Source organism: Caulobacter sp. FV2ps19 (assembly GCF_058681035.1).
On record NZ_CM178729.1, the window covers coordinates 3,730,230 to 3,748,824 of the forward strand.

Annotated in this window: 15 protein-coding genes and 1 pseudogene; 7 read left to right on the forward strand and 9 right to left on the reverse strand. The window is 66.9% G+C overall.

Going from position 1 to position 18,595, the window contains the following annotated elements:
• Positions 1–189: 189 nt before the first annotated feature.
• The 4 genes from ACW18B_RS17770 (at position 190) to ACW18B_RS17785 (ending at position 6,424) form a co-directional block, all read left to right on the forward strand.
• Positions 190–2,484: a TonB-dependent receptor family protein gene (locus ACW18B_RS17770; RefSeq protein ID WP_492048337.1), complete on the forward strand. Its 2,295-nt coding sequence runs from the start codon at positions 190–192 to the stop codon at positions 2,482–2,484.
• A gap of 85 nt (positions 2,485–2,569) precedes the next feature.
• Positions 2,570–3,682: an alkaline phosphatase D family protein gene (locus tag ACW18B_RS17775; RefSeq protein WP_492048338.1), complete on the forward strand. Its 1,113-nt coding sequence runs from the start codon at positions 2,570–2,572 to the stop codon at positions 3,680–3,682.
• Between the two features lie 175 nt (positions 3,683–3,857).
• Complete coding sequence (locus ACW18B_RS17780; protein WP_492048339.1) at positions 3,858–6,080, forward strand: S9 family peptidase; 2,223 nt, start codon at positions 3,858–3,860, stop codon at positions 6,078–6,080.
• Between the two features lie 137 nt (positions 6,081–6,217).
• Positions 6,218–6,424, forward strand: coding sequence for a hypothetical protein (locus ACW18B_RS17785; protein WP_492048340.1), 207 nt, complete (start codon positions 6,218–6,220; stop codon positions 6,422–6,424).
• Between the two features lie 551 nt (positions 6,425–6,975).
• Here the strand turns inward: ACW18B_RS17785 and ACW18B_RS17790 are convergent.
• Positions 6,976–7,209, reverse strand: a complete 234-nt coding sequence (locus tag ACW18B_RS17790; RefSeq protein WP_492048341.1) for a DUF6289 family protein — start codon at positions 7,207–7,209, stop codon at positions 6,976–6,978.
• Between the two features lie 293 nt (positions 7,210–7,502).
• Positions 7,503–7,739, reverse strand: a complete 237-nt coding sequence (locus tag ACW18B_RS17795; protein WP_492048342.1) for a hypothetical protein — start codon at positions 7,737–7,739, stop codon at positions 7,503–7,505.
• A 470-nt stretch (positions 7,740–8,209) separates the two neighbouring features.
• Between ACW18B_RS17795 and ACW18B_RS17800 the strand changes: the two genes are divergently transcribed.
• Together ACW18B_RS17800 and ACW18B_RS17805 are read left to right on the forward strand one after the other, a co-directional pair.
• On the forward strand, positions 8,210–8,992 hold the full coding sequence (locus tag ACW18B_RS17800) for a thioesterase family protein (RefSeq protein ID WP_492048343.1): 783 nt from the start codon (positions 8,210–8,212) through the stop codon (positions 8,990–8,992).
• A pseudogene (locus tag ACW18B_RS17805) lies at positions 8,985–10,597 on the forward strand (amidase). The gene ACW18B_RS17800 and the pseudogene ACW18B_RS17805 overlap by 8 nt, the downstream one beginning before the upstream one ends.
• A 6-nt stretch (positions 10,598–10,603) precedes the next feature.
• On the opposite strand, the gene ACW18B_RS17810 reads toward ACW18B_RS17805, so the two are convergent.
• The 6 genes from ACW18B_RS17810 to ACW18B_RS17835 all read right to left on the reverse strand — a co-directional run bounded on the left by ACW18B_RS17810 (position 10,604) and on the right by ACW18B_RS17835 (position 17,053).
• A complete protein-coding gene (locus tag ACW18B_RS17810) occupies positions 10,604–10,765 on the reverse strand; it encodes a hypothetical protein (protein WP_492048344.1) in 162 nt (53 codons plus the stop codon).
• On the reverse strand, positions 10,759–11,379 hold the full coding sequence (locus ACW18B_RS17815; protein ID WP_492048345.1) for a hypothetical protein: 621 nt from the start codon (positions 11,377–11,379) through the stop codon (positions 10,759–10,761). The genes ACW18B_RS17810 and ACW18B_RS17815 overlap by 7 nt, the downstream gene beginning before the upstream one ends.
• Positions 11,376–12,779: a right-handed parallel beta-helix repeat-containing protein gene (locus ACW18B_RS17820; protein ID WP_492048346.1), complete on the reverse strand. Its 1,404-nt coding sequence runs from the start codon at positions 12,777–12,779 to the stop codon at positions 11,376–11,378. Before ACW18B_RS17820 ends, ACW18B_RS17815 begins: the two co-directional genes overlap by 4 nt.
• A complete protein-coding gene (locus ACW18B_RS17825) occupies positions 12,776–14,284 on the reverse strand; it encodes a tetratricopeptide repeat protein (protein ID WP_492048347.1) in 1,509 nt (502 codons plus the stop codon). The genes ACW18B_RS17820 and ACW18B_RS17825 overlap by 4 nt, the downstream gene beginning before the upstream one ends.
• A gap of 285 nt (positions 14,285–14,569) precedes the next feature.
• Positions 14,570–15,793, reverse strand: coding sequence for an acyl-CoA dehydrogenase family protein (locus ACW18B_RS17830; RefSeq protein WP_492048348.1), 1,224 nt, complete (start codon positions 15,791–15,793; stop codon positions 14,570–14,572).
• A 144-nt stretch (positions 15,794–15,937) separates the two neighbouring features.
• Positions 15,938–17,053 (reverse strand): acyl-CoA dehydrogenase family protein, encoded by a 1,116-nt coding sequence (locus ACW18B_RS17835; protein WP_492048349.1) that lies wholly within the window; start codon positions 17,051–17,053, stop codon positions 15,938–15,940.
• A 232-nt stretch (positions 17,054–17,285) separates the two neighbouring features.
• Between ACW18B_RS17835 and ACW18B_RS17840 the strand changes: the two genes are divergently transcribed.
• Positions 17,286–17,855 (forward strand): hypothetical protein, encoded by a 570-nt coding sequence (locus ACW18B_RS17840; RefSeq protein WP_492048350.1) that lies wholly within the window; start codon positions 17,286–17,288, stop codon positions 17,853–17,855.
• Positions 17,856–17,931: 76 nt separating this feature from the next.
• On the opposite strand, the gene ACW18B_RS17845 is transcribed toward ACW18B_RS17840, so the two are convergent.
• On the reverse strand, positions 17,932–18,585 hold the full coding sequence (locus tag ACW18B_RS17845) for an OmpW/AlkL family protein (RefSeq protein ID WP_492048351.1): 654 nt from the start codon (positions 18,583–18,585) through the stop codon (positions 17,932–17,934).
• Between the last annotated feature and the right edge of the window lie 10 nt (positions 18,586–18,595).

The window sequence follows — 18,595 nt, forward strand, 5'->3', positions numbered from 1 at the left end:
GCTGAAATAGCGGTCGGGGGCCGTTTGCGCAATGACGGCGACGCGGTGCGGGTAGAGCCGGGCGTCACCACACCGTCATATCACTGTCGGGCGACTGACACTTATCTGTCGCCGCCCCGTCGCTGACCCCTGTTACCCGAGCCTTCAGACCCGGCGCGCTCCCCGCGCGACCAGGCAAGGGGATAGTTCATGAAACATCATCTGATGCTGGGCGCCGCCTCGGCCGCCCTTCTGCTCGTCGCCGCCATGCCCGCGTTCGCCGCTGAACCTGCAGCGTCGCCGGCTGAGGCCGCCAATACCGAAGTCGACTCCATCCTGGTCATCGGCCAGGGCCAGAGCCGCCAGGTCCAGACCCTGAAGGACGACGCGATTTCGCTGGAAGCCGCCGGCACCAGCCCGCTGAAGGCCCTCGACAAGCTGCCGGGCGTCACCTTCCAGTCGGCCGACGCCTTCGGCGCCTATGAGTGGTCGGCCCGCATCTCGATCCGCGGCTTCAACCAGAACCAGCTGGGCTTCACCCTGGACGGTGTGCCACTGGGCGACATGAGCTACGGCGCCCACAACGGCCTGCACATCAGCCGCGCCATCACCAATGAAAACATCGGTCGCATCGAACTGGCCCAGGGCGCCGGCGCGCTGGGCGTCGCCTCGACCTCTAACCTCGGCGGCACGCTGCAGTTCTTCTCGCGCAACCCGTCGGAAACCTATGGCGGCCAGCTGAACGTCACCGGCGGCTCCAACAGCATGTACCGGGTGTTCGGCCGCATCGACAGCGGCGCGATCGAGCAACTGGGCGGCCTGCGCGCCTATGTCTCGGTCGCCGACCAGAAGACCGACAAGTGGAAGGGCGGCGGCGAGCAGAAGCAGCGCCAGTACGACATCAAGGCCGTCCTGCCGATCGGCCAGGGTGACCTGACCGGCTTCTACAGCCACTCCGAACGCCGCGAGCAGGACTATCAGGACCTGTCCTTCGCGCTGATCAAGCGCCTGGGCCGCGACTGGGACAACACCCAGCCCAACTGGGGCCTGGCTGTCGCCGCCGCCAACGCCTACCAGACCGGAACCGCCCTGCCCGCCCCGTTCGCCACCGTTGACGACGCCTACTATGCCGGCGCCGGCATCCGCGATGATGATCTGTACGGCGCGACCCTGAACCTGCCGGTCAATGACATGGTCAAGTTCAACGCCACCGCCTACGGCCACACCAACAAGGGCCAGGGCCTGTGGTACACGCCCTATGTCCCCAGCCCCGGCTATGGCACGGCCGGCTCGACCGCCGCCCCGCTGTCGATCCGCACCACCGAGTATGACATCGACCGCAAGGGCCTGATCGGCGGCGTGACCCTCGACCTGGGCAGCCACGAAATCGGCGGCGGCTTCTGGGTCGAGAGCAACGACTTCAACCAGGCCCGTCGCTACTACGCCGAAACTGCGGCGGCTCCGTCGCGCGACTCGCTGGACTTCCAGTCCAACCCGTTCTTCACCCAGTGGCAGTACAGCTTCGAGACCAAGACCACGACCGGTCACCTCGAAGACGCCTGGACGATCAACGACGCCCTGAAGGTCAATTTCGGCTTCAAGGCCATCAAGGTCGAAAACAGCGTCAAGACCGTGGTCGGCTCGCCGCTGGCCGGCAAGATCGAGAGCAAGGACAGCTTCCTGCCGCAGGTCGGCTTCGTCTACAAAGCCACGCCTGACGTGGAAGTGTTCGGCGGCTACACCGAGAACATGGGAGCCTATGTCTCGGCCGCGACGTCCGGCCCGTTCGGTTCGCAGAACCAGGCGGCGGTCGACTACATCGCCAAGACGCTGCAGCCGGAAAGCTCCAAGACCGTCGAACTGGGGGCCCGCTATCGCAACGAGCGCTTCCAGGGCGTCGCCGCCGTCTATCACGTCGCCTTCGACAACCGCCTGCTGGCCGCCAGCACCGCCGCCCCGATCCTGGGCCTGCCCGCCGTTCTGTCGAACGTCGGCTCGGTCGAGACCAAGGGCCTGGAACTGGCCGGCACCTACAAGCTGACCGACTCCTGGTCGGTCTACGGCGCCTACACCTACAATGACTCCACCTATCAGGATGACGTCATTGACGGCTCGGGCGTGGTCACGGTCCACACCAAGGACAAGACCGTCGTCAACACGCCCAAGAACATCTTCAAGGGCGAGCTCTCGTTCGAACAGGCCGGCTTCTACAGCAAGCTGGGCGTCGCCTACACCGGCGAGCGCTACTACACCTATGAGAACATCGGCGGCCTGGCCCCCTCGACCACGGTGGCGGATCTGACCCTGGGCTACCGGTTCGGCGACGACAACGCCTGGACGCGCGGCCTGGAGATCCAGGCCAACATCACCAACCTGACCGATGAGGACTATATCTCGACCATCGGTTCGGGCGGCTTCGTCGCCAATGACGCCGCCGGCACGGCCCAGACGGTCCTGACCGCCCCGCCGCGTCAGTTCTTCGTCTCGGTGAAGAAGGCGTTCTAGGCCTTTCACGATCGTCAGGCTTGGGGCCGGGAGGAGACTCCCGGCCCTTTGTCGTTCAAGCTCCCGCTCAAAAGAGGAAACGCCCGTGACCGACCTGTCCCGCCGCAGCGCCCTGGGCCTGTCGGCCGCCGCCCTGGCCGTGGCTCCGGCCGCGCGCGCCGCGACCGTCGATGCCCCCCACCCGGCTCTGGATCGCGCCCTGACCCGCGTCGCCTTCGGCTCCTGCGCCAACCAGTCCAAGGACCAGCCGATCTGGGACGCGATCCTGGACCAGAAGCCCGACCTGTTCGTGTTCCTGGGCGACAACATCTATGCCGACACCCGCGATCCCAGGGTGATGGCGGCCAAGTACGCCGCGCTCGCGGCCAAGCCGGGATTCAAGCGCCTGCGCGACACGACGCCGGTCATCGCCATCTGGGACGATCATGATTTCGGCGAGAACGACGCCGGGGTCGACTATCCGATGAAGGCCGAAAGCCGCCGGCAGTTCTGCGACTTCTGGGGCGAGCCGGCGGACTCGGTTCGCCGCAACCGCGACGGGGTCTATGCCGCCTATGTCTTTGGTCCCGAGGGGCGCCGGGTGCAGATCATCCTGCCGGATCTGCGCTGGAACCGCACGCCGCTGGTCGAGAAGACCTTCAAGGGCGGCTACAAGGCTTGGGCGGTGGCGCACGGCCTGACCGGGCGGCCGACGCCGGGCCCCTATGACCGCATCCCCGACCTGGACGCCACCATGATCGGCGAGCCGCAATGGGCCTGGCTGCACGAACAGCTGCAGGAACCGGCCGATCTGCGCATTCTCGGCTCCAGCCTGCAGGTGCTGGCCGACTTCCCCGGCTGGGAAGGCTGGATCAACTACGCCAACGACCATCAGCGCCTGTTCGACACCATCCGCCGCACGCGGGCCGAGCGCCTGTTCTGCATCAGCGGCGACACCCACTATGCCGAGATCTCGACCCTGACCAACAACGTCCCCTATCCGATCTGGGATATCACCTCCTCGGGCCTGACCGAGGTCTGGCCCGTGACCCCGCCCAACGCCCGCCGCGTCTCATCGGTGCTGCGCGAGCGCAATTTCGGCATGATCGAGATCGACTGGAACCCCTCCGCGCCGATGGTGACCGTGCGGATTCACGACGAGAAGGGCGCGGTGAAGATCACCCAGGCGATCGACGCGGGCATGCTGAAGTTCGGCTAACGCCGTGCGTCCTTCGAGGCTCGCCTAACGGCTCGCACCTCAGGATGAGGTGGATTTCTGAGTTCCTCATCCTGAGGCGCCCGCCCCTTCTTGCTTGGGGGCGGGCCTCGAAGGACGCACGCCGCCAACTTTTCCCTGCTGACAATCGCCGCGCGCGCGCATAGCGTCCCGCGCCATGATCAAGCCCTCGCTTACCGCCCTCGCGGCGTGTCTCGCCCTGTCGTCGCCGGTTCTGGCGGAGAAACTGCCCCCTGAGCGGGTCTTCGCCGACCCTGCCCTGAACGGCCCCACGGCCAAGGGCGTGGCCCTGTCGCCCGATGGCAAGCGGGTCACCTATCTGAAGGCCAAGGCTGACGCGGCCAATGTCCAGGACCTGTGGGCGGCCGACGTCAAGGGCGGCGAGCCCTACCGCCTGATCGATTCCGCGGCCCTGTCCTCGGGCGCCAAGGAGCTGTCGGAGGCCGAGAAGGCCCGCCGCGAACGGGCCCGGGTCTCGTCGCGCGGCATTGTCGAATACAGCTGGGACAGCCAGGGCCGCTTCATCCTGGCGCCGCTGGACGGCGATATCTTCCTCGCCGCGGTCGCCGACGGCAAGGTCAGCCGCCTGACCGAAACCCCCGGCGACGAGGTCGACGCCAAGGTCTCGCCCAAGGGCGGCTTTGTCAGCTATGTCCGCGACCAGAACCTCTATCTGAAGCCGATCACCGGCGGGGCCGAGCGGGCCCTGACCACCGAGGGCAAGGGCGCCCTGTCGTTCGGCGTCGCCGAGTTCATCGCCCAGGAAGAACTGGACCGCTTCACCGGCTACTGGTGGTCACCCAACGAGCGCCAGATCGTCTATACGCGCGTCGATGAGAGCGGCGTCGACATCGTGCCGCGCGCCGACATCGGTCCCGGCGGCGCCACCGTGATCAATCAGCGCTATCCCCGCGCCGGCCGCCCCAACGCCGTGGTCGACCTGCTGGTCCAGGACCTGGCCACGGGCAAGACGGTCCAGCTGGATCTGGGCGCCGACAAGGACATCTATGTCGCCCGCGTCGCCTGGTCGGCCGACGGCAAGACCGTGTATGTCCAGCGTCTCAGCCGTGACCAGAAGACCCTCGACCTGCTCGCCTTCGACCCGGCCACCGGCCAGGGCAAGACCATCCTGACCGACACCGACGCCCACTTCATCGAGGTCACTGACGACTTCCAGCCGCTGAACGACGGCTCGTTCCTGTGGTCCTCGGAAAAGTCGGGCTTCAACCACCTCTATCGCTACGCCGCCGACGGCACGCTGATCGCCCAGATCACCCAGGGTGATTGGCCGGTCTCTGCCCTGGAAGGCGTCGATGAGGCCCGTAAAGTGGCGATCTTCGGCGCCTCGATGGACACGCCGCTGGAACGGCGCATCTATGAGGTCAGCTACGCCAAGGCTCCTCAAGGCAAGCCCAAGGCCCTGACCTCGGCCGGCGGCTGGTGGACGGCCAAGGTGGCCGAAACCGGAGGCGCCTTCGCCGGGACCTATAACGATCCCAAGACCCCGCCCCAGACCGCGCTCTACGCTCCCGACGGCAAGCGCGTGCGCTGGATCGAGGAAAACAGGCTGGCCGAGGGTCACCCCTACTGGCCCTACGCTTCGACCCTGCCGGTTCCGGAATACGGCTCGCTGAAGGCGGCGGACGGCGAGACGCTGTACTACGAGATCCTCAAACCCCAGGATTTTGACGCCAGCAAGAAGTACCCGGCCATCGTCGCGGTCTATGGCGGTCCTCACGCCCAGCAGGTCAAGAAGACCTGGCGGAGCACGTCCGAGCGCACCTATCTGGAAGCCGGCTACGTCATCTTCCGGCTGGACAACCGCGGCAGCGGCAACCGCTCGGCCAGGTTCAAGCGCGCCCTGGATCGTCGCCTGGGCACGGTCGAGGTCGAGGACCAACTGGTCGGCGCCGACTACCTCAAGACCCTGCCCTATGTTGATCCCGAAAACCTGGGCGTGATGGGCTGGTCGTACGGCGGGTTCATGACCCTGATGCTGATGACCGCCGACAACACGCCGTTCAAGGCTGGCGCGGCTGGCGCGCCCCCTACCGAATGGGCCCTTTACGACACCGCCTATACCGAGCGCTATATGGGCAAACCCGAGGAGAACAAGGACGGCTACGCCCGCTCCGACATTCTCAATCGTCTCGACAAGCTGAAGCCCGGCAGCCTGCTGCTGCTGCATGGCATGGCGGACGACAATGTCATCTTCGAAAACAGCACCCGGGTGATGGCCGCCCTGCAGAAGAAGGCCATCCCCTTCGAAATGGCGCTCTATCCCGGCGAGCGCCACAGCGTCGGCGGCAGCAAGAGCAAGGGCCTCAGCGTCCTGCGCACCCATCTGGAATTCTTCGGCCGCAAGCTGAAGGGACACTAGGCTCGTCGGTTCGGGCTCGCGGCCAGCGCGTCGCGAACCCGGACTGCGGCAATATGCGCGCTCCGATTGACCTTTTGCCGCAGGCGGAAGGCGAGAATACACGCTATCGTTGTCGGCGTTGATATGAGGAAAGCGTCATGACGAAAACCACAGAGGAAGCCGTCGAATGGCTGATCGACGCCGTGAAGGATGCGCTGGAAGACGGCCGCGCCTCTGAATCGGACATCGAGGAATGGCTCCTGGCGGCGATCATGCTGGAAGAGATGGGCCTGGACGAAGACCGCGACGCCCGCGAGGCCAGGTCGTTTCCGGCGTGGATGACGGCTGCTGTGACGCTGCACTAGGGTCCAGACTCAATTCGAGCTCAAGACTTTCAAACCCTTACCCGCCCCCCCCCCCCCCGGTCGCGCAAAGCGCGCGCCCGAGGGTAAACTCCGCGAAGCGGAGTGCCGGGCCCCGGGGCGACCGCAATGCATTGGCCCTTGGGACCCGGGTCGGCTCCGCTGCCCGGGATGACAAGCGTTTGTGGGGCGAGCATGGGGATAGACGCCGCTCCATCCCCAGCGTTCGCAAGGCAGAGTTCTGCAACTTCAACGCCCTACTACTTTCCCGCGCTAACTTATCCTCGCGCTCAAACCGCCCGCACAATCGATCTCACCTCACAGCACGGGAAGGGCGTCCGGCCGGCGACCAGAGGCGGCCGTCAGGTGAGATCGAGCGGGGTCTGTCGAAGTCGCGTGAGCGGGGTCGGCGGACTTAGTCAGAGGACGCTGGACGTAAACCCGCCTATCGGGGATTGGCCAAGGTCCCCGCCCGGCCTCAGATCAGACCGACGATTGTGCGTTAGTCGGCTAGAATGGACAGGAAGGCCCCTGCCGTCGCACGGGTTAGGATCTTACTCGCTGCAAATGGTTTCTTCCACGGTGTAGTAGGGGGTGGTGATCCCCCAGGAGCTGGTCGCGCCCGTGCAGCTTTTGACAAACCCTCCAACTTCGCCGCCAGTCGGCGACTCGAAGTACGTCACAACCCGATCATACTTGGGTAAAGCGAAAGCAGTAGCTGGCAGCACTGAGGTGACGACAGCAAACGCCAATGCGGCTAGCTTGGCGGTGGTGATCAGAGGCTTCATTTGAAACTCCCAAGGCGGAGAATCCGCAACCGATCATGCAACCTTGAGGCACATCACGCAATCCTAAATGGTGACTTTTACGGTTTCTAGCTAGCCGCCCTAATATTGAGCATTACACCCCTAAAACCGACGTCACGAACGATCGAAAGCGAGTACCCGATAAATAGTCGCTCCCGGTCACGCTGGCGCCGGTGTCGCGTCGCTCTTCTCGCCTAGCACCACCGCGAAACTGCCGGCCCGGATAATCAGGCCAACGACAATAAGCGCCGCCGTCAGGTGGTCGCCACACAACATCACTCCAGCACCGCGCCCATCATCGACTCGATATTGATAAACACCCCGGCGCTGGCGCTGCCCACGTGGGAGGGGCCGTACTGCCAGACGGCGGTAGCGAACAGGATCGACAGCGCGCCCTGGGCCAGGATCGCCGTCCAAGTGATCGGGCTCAGATCCAGCTTCGGCGGGCAATGCATCAACAGGGCGATAGGCAGGATCCTCGCGGCGGCGATGATCACCGTCACGGCTGGCACGGCCCATGCCGTCGTCCACCTTGGGCGCGCGGCGCATGAACACGATCCAGGACAGGAAGATCAGCAGCGCCGCCAGGGCCACGCCGCCGGTCGGCGCCTCGAACGCACCAAGAACGCCACGCCATAGAGCGCGCCACTCTGGAGGATGACCGGCGACCGAAACAGCGACCGCGCGCCCCCCTCAACGTAGAGGCTAGGGACACCATGGCAGCCAGGGCAAAGCGCAGCAGCACCATGTGAGCGGCGTCGGTATCTTGCAGCACAAGCTTCCCGAGCGGGAAGCCCATGCCCCAGCAGCCAGGGCGAGGAAGGCGAGGCGGTTCATGAGCGCTTCCTGAACCATCCGCCTCACCAGCACCACCCCGGCTCGCGCATCCTGCCGACGTCTGCTGGCGTCAATGCGTGCAGAAGGCTTGACTTCCGTAGCGAAAGAAAACGAACTTCCGCGCAAAAATCCAGGGGACTCGTGCGTGACGACCTATACCGACCTCATCGCCAGCATGGCCGCCACTGACACCGGCCATGCGGCCCATGTCACCGATGACTGGAAACAGGGCCGCACCACCTATGGCGGCCTGTCGGCGGCCCTGTGCGTGGAGGCCGCGATACGGACGCTCCCCGACGCCCCGCCCCTGCGCTCGGGCCAGTTCGCCTTCATCGGCCCAGCGGCCGGGGAGCTGGCGATCCAGACCCAGGTGCTGCGCCAGGGCAAGTCGACCCTGTTCGTCGGCGTCGACCTGATCGGCGAGCAGGGCCTGGCCACGCGGGCGATCCTGACCTTCGGCGCGGCGCGGGACTCGCTGGTGTCGCACAGCGACCTGCCCTGCCCCGCCATCGCCCGGCCAGCGGACTGCGAGCTCTTCTTTCCCAAGGGAGGCGGCCCTGGCTTTGGCGGACAGTTCGAAGCGCGGATGGCCGGCGGCGCGCGGCCGCTGTCAGGCCAACCGCCGGAATACCTGCTGTGGATCCGCCACCGAGATCCCGCCGCCCGATCGCTGGCGGCCCTGATCGCCCTGGCCGACACCCCGCCGCCGCCGGCCATGACCCTGTTCCCGAAATTCGGACCGATCTCGACCATGACCTGGTCGCTCGACATCGTCGGCCTGCCCGATCCGCAGGACGACGGCTGGCGCCTGCTGCGCAGCACGGCCGAGACCATCGGCGACGGCTATTCGACCCAGGGGATGATGCTGTGGGACGCCAGCGGCCGGCCGCTGATCGCGGCGCGGCAGAACGTGGCGGTCTTTGTCTGACGCCCAAGGTTGGGCTTGGCGGCCGAGGGGTTTTGCCCCCATCCTGCCGCCCGTTCGGTCGACCCTGATGTCGGCCGGTGTGGGGAGCGTTGCATGACCAAGATCGCCTGCCTGACCGGAGCGGCCGTGGCCGCCCTGCTGTCGACCACCGCGCTTTCGACCACCGCCCTGGCCCAGACCTCGGCCGAAGACGCGACCCAGGCCTATCTGGACCAGATCAAGGCCCGCAACGAGACGCTGCACGCGGTGATCGCCGTGAACCCCGCCGCCGTCGCCGACGCCAGGGCCCTCGACGCCGAGCGCAAGGCCGGCAAGGTCCGTTCGGCGATCCACGGCCTGCCGATGCTGCTGAAGGACAATATCGAGTCCGCCGACGGCCTGGCCACCACCGCCGGCTCGCTGGCGCTGAAGGACAATGTCACGGGCCGCGACGCGCCGCTGGTCAAGGGGCTGAGGGACGCCGGCGTGGTGATCCTGGGCAAGGCCAATCTGTCGGAATGGGCCAATATCCGCTCCAGCCACTCGATCAGCGGCTGGAGCGCCGTCGGCGGCACGGTGCGCAATCCCTATGTGCTGGACCGCAGCGCCTGCGGCTCGTCCAGCGGCTCGGGCGCGGCGGTCGCCGCCGGCCTGGCCTGGGCGGCGATCGGCACCGAGACCGACGGCTCGATCACCTGCCCGGCCGCGATCAACGGCCTGGTCGGCCTCAAGCCCACGGTGGGTCTGGTGTCGCGCACCCACATCGTGCCGATCAGCCACAGCCAGGACACCGCCGGTCCGATGACCACCACGGTCAAGGACGCCGCCGAGATCCTGACCGCCATCGCCGGCTCCGACCCCGCCGACGTCGCCACCAAGGACGCCGACGCCCACAAGACCGACTACGCCAAGGGTCTGAGCAAGGACGCGTTGAAGGGCGTCACCCTGGCCGTGGCGCGGTTCTATACCGGCTATTCGCCCAAGACCGACGCGGTGTTCGAGCAGGCGCTGAAGGACCTGCAGGCCCAGGGCGCCACCCTGGTCGAGGTGAAAGACTTCGACGAAGGCCCGATCGGCAAGGCCGAGGGCGTGGTGCTCTATACCGAGCTGAAGGTCGACCTGGCCGCCTACCTGGCCTCGACCGATCCGAAAAAGGTCCCCAGCCGCACCCTGGCCGACCTGATCGCCTTCAACAAGGCGACCCCCAGGGAGTTCGAATGGTTCGGCCAGGAGAGCTTCGAGAAGGCCGAGAAGACCAAGGGCTATGACGATCCCGACTACATCAAGGCCCTGGCGGATTCCAAGCGCCTGGCCGGCTCCGAGGGCATCGACAGGATCCTGAAGGACACCGGCGCCGTGGCGATCATCGCCCCGACCACCGGGCCGGCCTGGACCATCGATCCGCTGAACGGCGACAACTATGGCGGCTCATCGACCACCCTGCCCGCCGTGGCCGGCTATCCGCACCTGACCGTGCCGATGGGCGACGTGTCGGGCCTGCCGGTGGGGCTGTCGTTTATCGGTCCGGCCTGGAGCGAAAAGCTGCTGCTGAACCTGGGCTACGCCTATGAGCAGGCGACGCTGAAGCGCAAGGCGCCGACCTTCAAGGCGACGCTGGCGCCGTGACCGCGATCAGACCCGCGGTCGGATCGCCTCGATCGGCGGCGGCGGCGGGGTGACCCGATCCGGCGACGGCGCATAGGTTCCGGGGGGACCCCCGTGCCGATGGTGGGGCGTGGCGCAAGCGCCGAGCGCGGCCGCGGCCAGGACCAGCAGCAGGCTGGTTCTCAGCATCCCACCAGGCCCACGCCGGCGAAGTTACGGTTGCCGCCGACGCCGACGCCGCCGAAGCGATCACCGACCGCGACGCCCACGCCCGCCGCGCCGGGCGGTGTGGCGACGGCCAGACCCAGTCCGCCATTGGGCGTGAAGATGCCCAGGCCCGACTTGAAGCAACGGTTGTCGCCGCGCGGATCCCAGACCTCGACCCGGCCGTCGGCGCGGGTGAAGGCCCAGCGTTCGCCCCGCTCGTCGCGGCCGCTGACGCTCAGCTGTCCCGGCCCGTCCGACGTGGCGCTGTAGGATTCCCGGCTAAAGCCGTCGACCGCGCAGGACGACACCAGGCCAGGCCGGCTGAGATCGCCGCTCAGGGCCGCCGCCGACCGGGTCTGGGCGTTATAGGCCGAGACCTCGGTGTCGCCGCCCCGACCGCCGCCCACGAACACCTGGGTGCCGGTGGCGCTGTCATAGGTCATGATGTCGGGCGCTTCGCCGGTCAGGGGCTCGCCGCAGGCTGCGCCGCCGCGTCCGCCGCCGTGGCCTCGCCCCGGCTGAGCCTGGGCCTGCACCGCACCCAGCGACGTGGCGAGCGTCAGGGCCACGGCCACGACATGCACGAACTTGCTCATGGGTGAGCTCCCTCTGATTGAGGTCCGCCCGTCAGCGCCGCGCCCTGCAACGGCGGCGGCGCCGAGGACACCCCCGCCGGCAGGATCGTCGGCGCGGGCCAGTACGAGGCGAACTCGAGACGGGCCTGATCGCGGGGCGTGCGGAACACTTCGGGCGCCTCGAACCAGGGACGGCAGGTCAGATCGCCGCTGAAGTGGCCCTTGACCAGGGCCTCACAGCCGCCGGGCCGGGCGAAGACGCGGTTGTCGACCGAGCGAACCTGACCGCCGGCGTCCGCATAGATGCCCGAGCGCATGACGCGATGGATGCGGTTGTTGGAGGCGAACACGATGCCCGACGCGGCATAGATGCCGACGTCATTGGCCTCGAGATCCCCGTCGCGGATCTGCAGATTGGCGTTTTCCAGCACCACCGCCCAGTCGCTGTCGCGGACCACGGGCCGTTGCAGCACGGTCTCGTCGCCGCCGCCCACATAGACGCCGCGCGAGAAGCCGTCGACATACAGGCCGTCGATCTGCACCAGTTGCTGGCGGTTCATGCCGGCGATCACGAAGCCGGCCGAGTTGCGGGTGCGTGATGATCCGGTCCAGTCGCCCAGCCGCACGATGCGGATATCCTTCATGCGGCTGTCGCCCGAGGTCTCGAACGCCGCGCCGATTGCGGTGGCCGCTACCTCGACATTGGCCGCCATGATCTCGCCCGTGGCCTTCAGCACCGGCTGGCGCGTGCGGCCGATGAACACGACGTCCTGCAGCTCGACCCGGCTTTCCTGGATGTCCAGCGCCGAGCCTTCGCCGTCATAGCGGACGGTGACGCCCTTCAGGGCCAGCTCGGTCGCGCGGCCGGTGATGCACGAGGCCTGACCGGCGCGCTGGGCCTCGATGCCCAGACCCACCAGCACAACATAGCGGACGCCGGGCGCGATGCGGATACAGGGCTGCCCCGTCGGCGCCACCAGGATCGGCCGGTTCAGGGCCGGCGTATAATCGCGAACGACGATGGTCACTGACTGGGTGATGTTCAGCGAGTCGACACACGCTCCGCCCTCGGTGGAGGTCAGGGTCAGGACATCGCCGTCATAGAGACGCGCCAGGGTGTCGCTGACCTGGCCGGGATAGGCGTAGTCGCAGTTGATCTCGCGTGGAATGGGGCCGCCATTGCCGTATTCGCAGCGGCCACGCACCCGATATTCGCCCCGGGGGCAGGGCTGCTGGTAGCGGGGTTTCTTGTAATGGGTCTTGCAGCCGCGCGACAGGTTGGGCTCGATCAGCAGGCCAAAGCACGGCCGGATCTGCTGATCGATCTTGGCGTCCGGCGAGGCCAGGGCCAGCTGCGGCGCGGCGGTGAGACCGAGCGACAGCACGGCCAGCAGGGCCAGGAAGCGGCTCAGACGGCTCATCGATAGTCCCTTTCGATGTAGGGCCGGCCACCGCGTTCGGCGGCGGGTCTGGGCGGGCGCGAGACCTGGGCCAGCAGTTGCTGCAGACGCATGGCTGACGGCTTGAACCCGGATAGAGCGCCATCCAGCTGATAGACCACGGCCTTGGCCCGGTCCTGATCAGCCACGCCTTGCAGGCCCAGCGAGAAGAAGGTCGACATGGCGTACTTGGCCTCGGCCGAGCCCTGGCGTTCGGCTTCCTCGTACCAGTGATAGGCCCGGGCGTAGTCGCGCGGCACGCCGACGCCCTCGGAATACATCACGGCCAGCACCAGTTGGGCCTTGGACGAGCCGTTGACCGCCGCATATTGCACGACGCGCACCTTCTCGACCGGGCTCAGTCGACCGGTGGCCGGGCGACCGATCATGGCCTGGAAGGTCTGAGCGTCATTGGTCGAAAGCGACTTCTCGTCGGCCACGGGCGCCGCAATCACCCGCAGATAGGCCAGGGCCTCGCCGATATGGATGAACGGCAGCTCGTTGAGACGCGCCTCGGCGGCTTCCCGGGCCTCGCCAGACTGATTGGCCTCATCGGAATGGGGCACGCCCGATTCCGGGGAGTCCGGCGGATAGAACTCGTAAGGCGGGATCCAGCGCTTGGCCTTGGTCTCGACAAAACCGCCATAGGCCGCCCGCTGAGGCGAAGACCGCTCAAAGTCCTTGAGCATCACATAGGCCGAGACGTCGCCGGTCTGAACCGCCAGATAATTATAGAGATAGGCGTCGACGTCATTGCGACGGAAGAGGTCCAGAGCGGCCGGAGCGCCTGGACGCTTCTGACTGCCATAGGCCTCGATGGCCTGCAGATTGTCGGACGGCTCGCCATAAGGACCGAAGAAGCCATCGTGAATCCGCGCCAGCACCCGGAAGCCGTCAGCCCCCTGGGTCGAGAAGATATAGATCACGCGGTTGCGGACCTTTTCGCGCTCTTCGGTCGACATGCGCGACAGCAGCCGGTCCAGGGCGCCGTAGGCGCTGCGGCGCTCGAAGGCGCGGCAGTCGTCGAATCGGGAGAGGGCCGTCGGCTCATTGCGGCCGCGACGCTCATAGGCCGCGATCGGCGCGTAACCGCCCGCATTGGCCAGGGCCATCGCATACCAGACCGCCGCCTCGACGGGGTCCTCGAGATTCTTGTCGACCGAGCGCTGGCCTTCATAGCGGCGCGCCAGTTCCAGCTGGGCGAAGAAGTCGCCGCGGAAGCCGCCTTGGCGGAGCGCACGGATCTCCTGCTGCTGCTGGTTGAACTGCCCGGAGACGCCTTGCGCGGTCTGAGGCCGCGGACAGGCGCTGGATCGCTTCTGGAACCACATGTTCGGTCCGGTGTCGCAACCGACCAGGGGAATCACCACGGCCGCGACAAGCGCCCCGACGGGAAGCCGCCGCCACAGGCTTCGGCGGTCCTGGCCGCCCAAAACCGCATTTCGGAGCGCATTGAAGCGTGAAACAGCGTTGCTGGCTTCGTCCATCACTCCTCCTCCAGCGCGCCGTTAACCATGTCCATCGAGGACTCATGTGCTGGGGGTTGCAGGCTGTCAAGGTGAAGCGACGGCGTTCGCCAAACGGCATGTATCCCAAGCTGCACAAGGACTCGCGCCTCAGGAGAATTCCACAAACCCGGGTGGGCTTCCGCCCCCCTTCAGGTCGCGAGATTGGGCCATTCACAACCGCCAAGAGAATTTCGCGCTTGCCTTTAAACAAGCTCGCCGCGCCCGGTTTCCGGGCGCGGCGAGCTCGAACCCTCTCGGGTCAGGTCAGCGGCCCGTCGGCATATCCTTGAAGGCCACATCCTTGTCGACGCGGACATCGCCCGGCAGGCCCAGCACCCGTTCGGCGATGATGTTCTTGAGGATCTCGTCGGTGCCGCCGGCGATCCGCAGGCCCGGCGCCCACATCAGGCTCTGCTGGAACGCCGCCTCGGCCGGCGCCTGGTCCGGATCGATCAGGATGCCGTACTGGTCCTCCATCTCGACGGCGGTATTGGCCAGGTCCTGCATCTGGTTGGCGGCGATGATCTTGCCGATCGAGCTCTCAGGTCCTGGCGTCTGGCCGCGCGACAGGGCGGTCATGGTGCGGAAGCGGGTGAACTTCAGCCCTTCGGACTGCACGTACCAGTCGGCCAGCTTCTCGCGGAAGGCGTTGTCCTTCAGGGCCGGACCGGTGACGCCGGTCAGTTCGCGGGCCAGGCCCATGATCTCGCGATAGTTGGGACCCGACGAGCCGCCGACCGCCAGCCGTTCGTTCATCAGGGTGACCAGGGCCACCTTCCAGCCCTCGCCGACCTCGCCCAGCCGCTGGCTGTCCTTGACCCGCAGGTCGGTGAAATAGACCTCGTTGAACTCGCGCCCGCCCGACATCTGGTGGATCGGCCGGCATTCGACGGCGGCGTCCTTCATGTCGATCCAGAACATGGTCAGGCCCTTGTGCTTGGGCACGTCGGGGTCGGTCCGGGTCAGCAGGATGCCGTAGTCGCAATAGTGGGCGCCGGTGGTCCAGACCTTCTGGCCGTTGATCACCCACTCGTCGCCGTCCTTGACCGCCCGGGTGCGCAGGGCCGCGACGTCGGAGCCGCCGGCCGGTTCGGAAAACAGCTGGCACCAGATCTCCTCGCCCTTCACGGCCGGGCTGACGAAGCGCTGCTTGGTCTCGGTGTTGGAGAACGCCATGACCGTGGGGACGCACATGCCCAGGCCGATGGTGAAATAGCCGTAGCTGAGACCGGCCTTGGTCTCCTCCTGGCCGAAGATCACCGACTGGATCGGCGTGCCGCCGCCGCCGCCGATCGCGGCAGGCCAGGTGATGCAGGCATAGCCGGCCGACGCCTTGCGGGCCTGCCAGGCCTTGGCCGCGACCATATGCTGGTCGGTGTTGGGTTTCAGCTCGCCGAACTGCGCGCGATGGGCGGCGGCGTTCTCGGCCAGCCAGGCGCGGGCCTTCTCGCGATAGGCGGCTTCTTCGGGTGAATCGTTGAAGTCCATCTTGGTTCTCCTTCCTTCTCCCCTTGCGGGAGAAGGTGTCGGCGCAGCCGACGGATGAGGGGTTGCAAGGCCGATACGGAAAGGTCTGAGAGACCCCTCACCCGACCCTGCGGGCCACCCTCTCCCGCAAGGGGAGAGGGAAACTCAGGCGGCGTTCTTCTGCTCCAGCTGGCTGACCAGCCGCTCTTTCCAGACCCGCGGCGCGCCGGCCACAAGGCTGAGCTGGCGTGAGCGCCGGTAATAGAGGTGACAGTCGACGTCCCAGGTGAAGCCCATGCCGCCATGCACCTGGATGCTCTCCTTGCTGGCGAACCAGTAGGCGTCCGACGCGGCGATACGGGCGGCCGAGGCGGCGATCGGCAGCTCCGGCGCATCCACGTTCAGCGCCCAGGCGCCGTAATAGGCGTTGGAGCGGGCCACCTCGTTCTTGACGTACATGTCGGCCAGCTTGTGCTTGATGGCCTGATAGCCGGCGATCACCCGACCGAAGGCGTAGCGACCCAGCGCATACTCCTTGGCCATTTCCAGGCAGCGGTCGGCGCCGCCCAGTTGCTCGAAGGCCAGCAGCACGGCGGCGCGGTCCATGATCGCCTGGACCAGCTCAAAGCCGGCGCCCGCCTCGCCCACCCGTTCGGCGGTGACGCCGTCGAAGGTCAGCTTGGCCACGCCGCGGGTGGGATCCAGGCTCTTGAGCGTCTCGCGGCTGACTCCCTTGGCTTTCAAGTCGACCAGGAACAGGCCGGCCTTGCCGCCTTCGCTGGCCAGGACCAGCGCCATGTCGGCGACGTCGCCGTCGGTGACCGGGATCTTGACGCCGGTCAGCTTGCCGCCCTCGACCCGACAGGCGAGATTGGAGGCATTGACCACGCCGGGCCCCTCCGAGGTCGCCAGACAGCCGATCAGCTCACCGGCGGCGATGCGCGGCAGAACGGCGGCTTTCTGGGCCTCGCTGCCGGCCAGCATCACGCCCTCGGCCAGGAAATAGACCGTCGAGGCGAACGGAAGCGGCGCGACGGCCCGGCCCAACTCCTCGGCGATGGCGCACAGCTCCACCCGGCCAAGGCCCAGACCGTTGAACTCTTCGGGGATACAGGCCCCAAGCCAACCCTGCTCGGCCACGGCGCGCCACAGGTCCTGGTCGAACGAGCGGCTGGCGTCGTCGAGGACGCCGCGGACGACGGCGGGCCCGCAGCGCCCGTCGAGGAACTTGCGCGCCTCGTCCTTCAGGAACTTCTGGTCGTCGGAAAAATCGAAATCCACCGGTCGCCTCCCGTGAGCCCGCCCCATGGACGGGCTCTGATTATGGTTGTGAGCATGGCGGTCGCCGAAACCGGGATCCCGTTTCGGCCGCCACGCTCGCGACGCCACTCTTGATCGGCGCGTCTCGGAGTCCACCCTGACTGACCTTCGGCCCGAGGGAAAGATTGACCCGGCGTCAAGGATTTCAGGTTCTTATAGCGGCTGAAGCGTAAGCCCCTGCCGTTTGGGACCCATGGCCAAGACCGTCTATCAACGAAACCAGAAGGTGTGGGTCGACAGTGTCGGCGCCTGGGCCACAATCGAGCGCATCGTGCCGATCTGGGCCAAGGGCTTCGATGAGCCCGTGCGCGTCACCTATGACGTGGGCCTTGGACGCGAATTCCACGCCCATGAACTGCGGCCTGAAGACAAGGTCGACGCCGAGGGCGCCGGCATGGTCAGCAACTGGCGCGTGCTGCGGGCTCGCAACAAGTGGCAGCAGGAGGGCGACTGTCCGCACCATCCCTTCCCGGGCACCTATCCGGTGGTGGTCACCGATCCCAATGACTGGGGCGGCTGGCGCACGCCAGGCGCCGAGTACGATCGCGATCCGCGCAAGATCGAGTTCCAGGCGCGGCTGATCTCCAGCGCCCCGCGTCTGCACGCCATCGCCCGGCAGGTCCTGGAACTGGTCGCCGACCATCCCGAGGACGCGCCGCCCGCCCTCGCCGCCCTCGCCCAGCAGGCCTCGGCCATCGAACGGTATCTGCACGAAGTTCCGGCCGCAGCTGACGCCGCCGCCTCGAGCGAGGTGTCAGACTAGGCCGGTCAGGTCGCGGCCGGGCGGCCTCCGCCCGTGGTCGCCGAAGCGATCCGGACGGAGGCCTGCGGGCCGACGGCTAGAAGCGGTAGCCGATGCCGACCGAAGCGACGAGCGGATCGAGATTGACCTTGGACTTGAGCGCGCCGCCATTGATCTTGGCGTCGGTCTCGAACCAGACCTTCTTGATATCGACATTGAGGTTGTAGCGCGCGTTCAGCGGCACATCGGCGCCGACCTGAAGGGCGTAGCCCAAGCCGTCATCCAGCTTCACCTTGAAGCCGTTCAGGTCCTTGTCGCCGTAGAACAGCATGTAGTTGAGGCCCGCGCCGACATAGGGGCTGAACTTCGCCGCCGGGAACGGGTGATACTGCAAAGATACGACGGGCGGCAGAACCCAGGTCTTGTGAACCGCCACGTCGGTCCCGGCGCCGACGGCCTTGACCGTGTGCTGGGTGGTGCCGGCGATCACCTCGACGGCGAGCTTGTCGGTCAGGAAATAGGTCAGGCCGATGGTCGGCTTGATGTCGTCATTGACCTCGGCCTTCAGACCCGAGGCCGCGCCGGCGGCGGTCAGGATGGCGTCGCCAGCGTCGGGGGAAACATCCGTGACGCGGACGTTCAGAACCAGATCGCCCTTGGCCTTCGGCTTGACGGCCTCCTGGGCGTTGGCGGCGGAAAAGGCCAGCAGGCTGGCGGCGCAGGTCAGGGCCAGGCGGGTTGCGATGGTCATCTTTTTATCC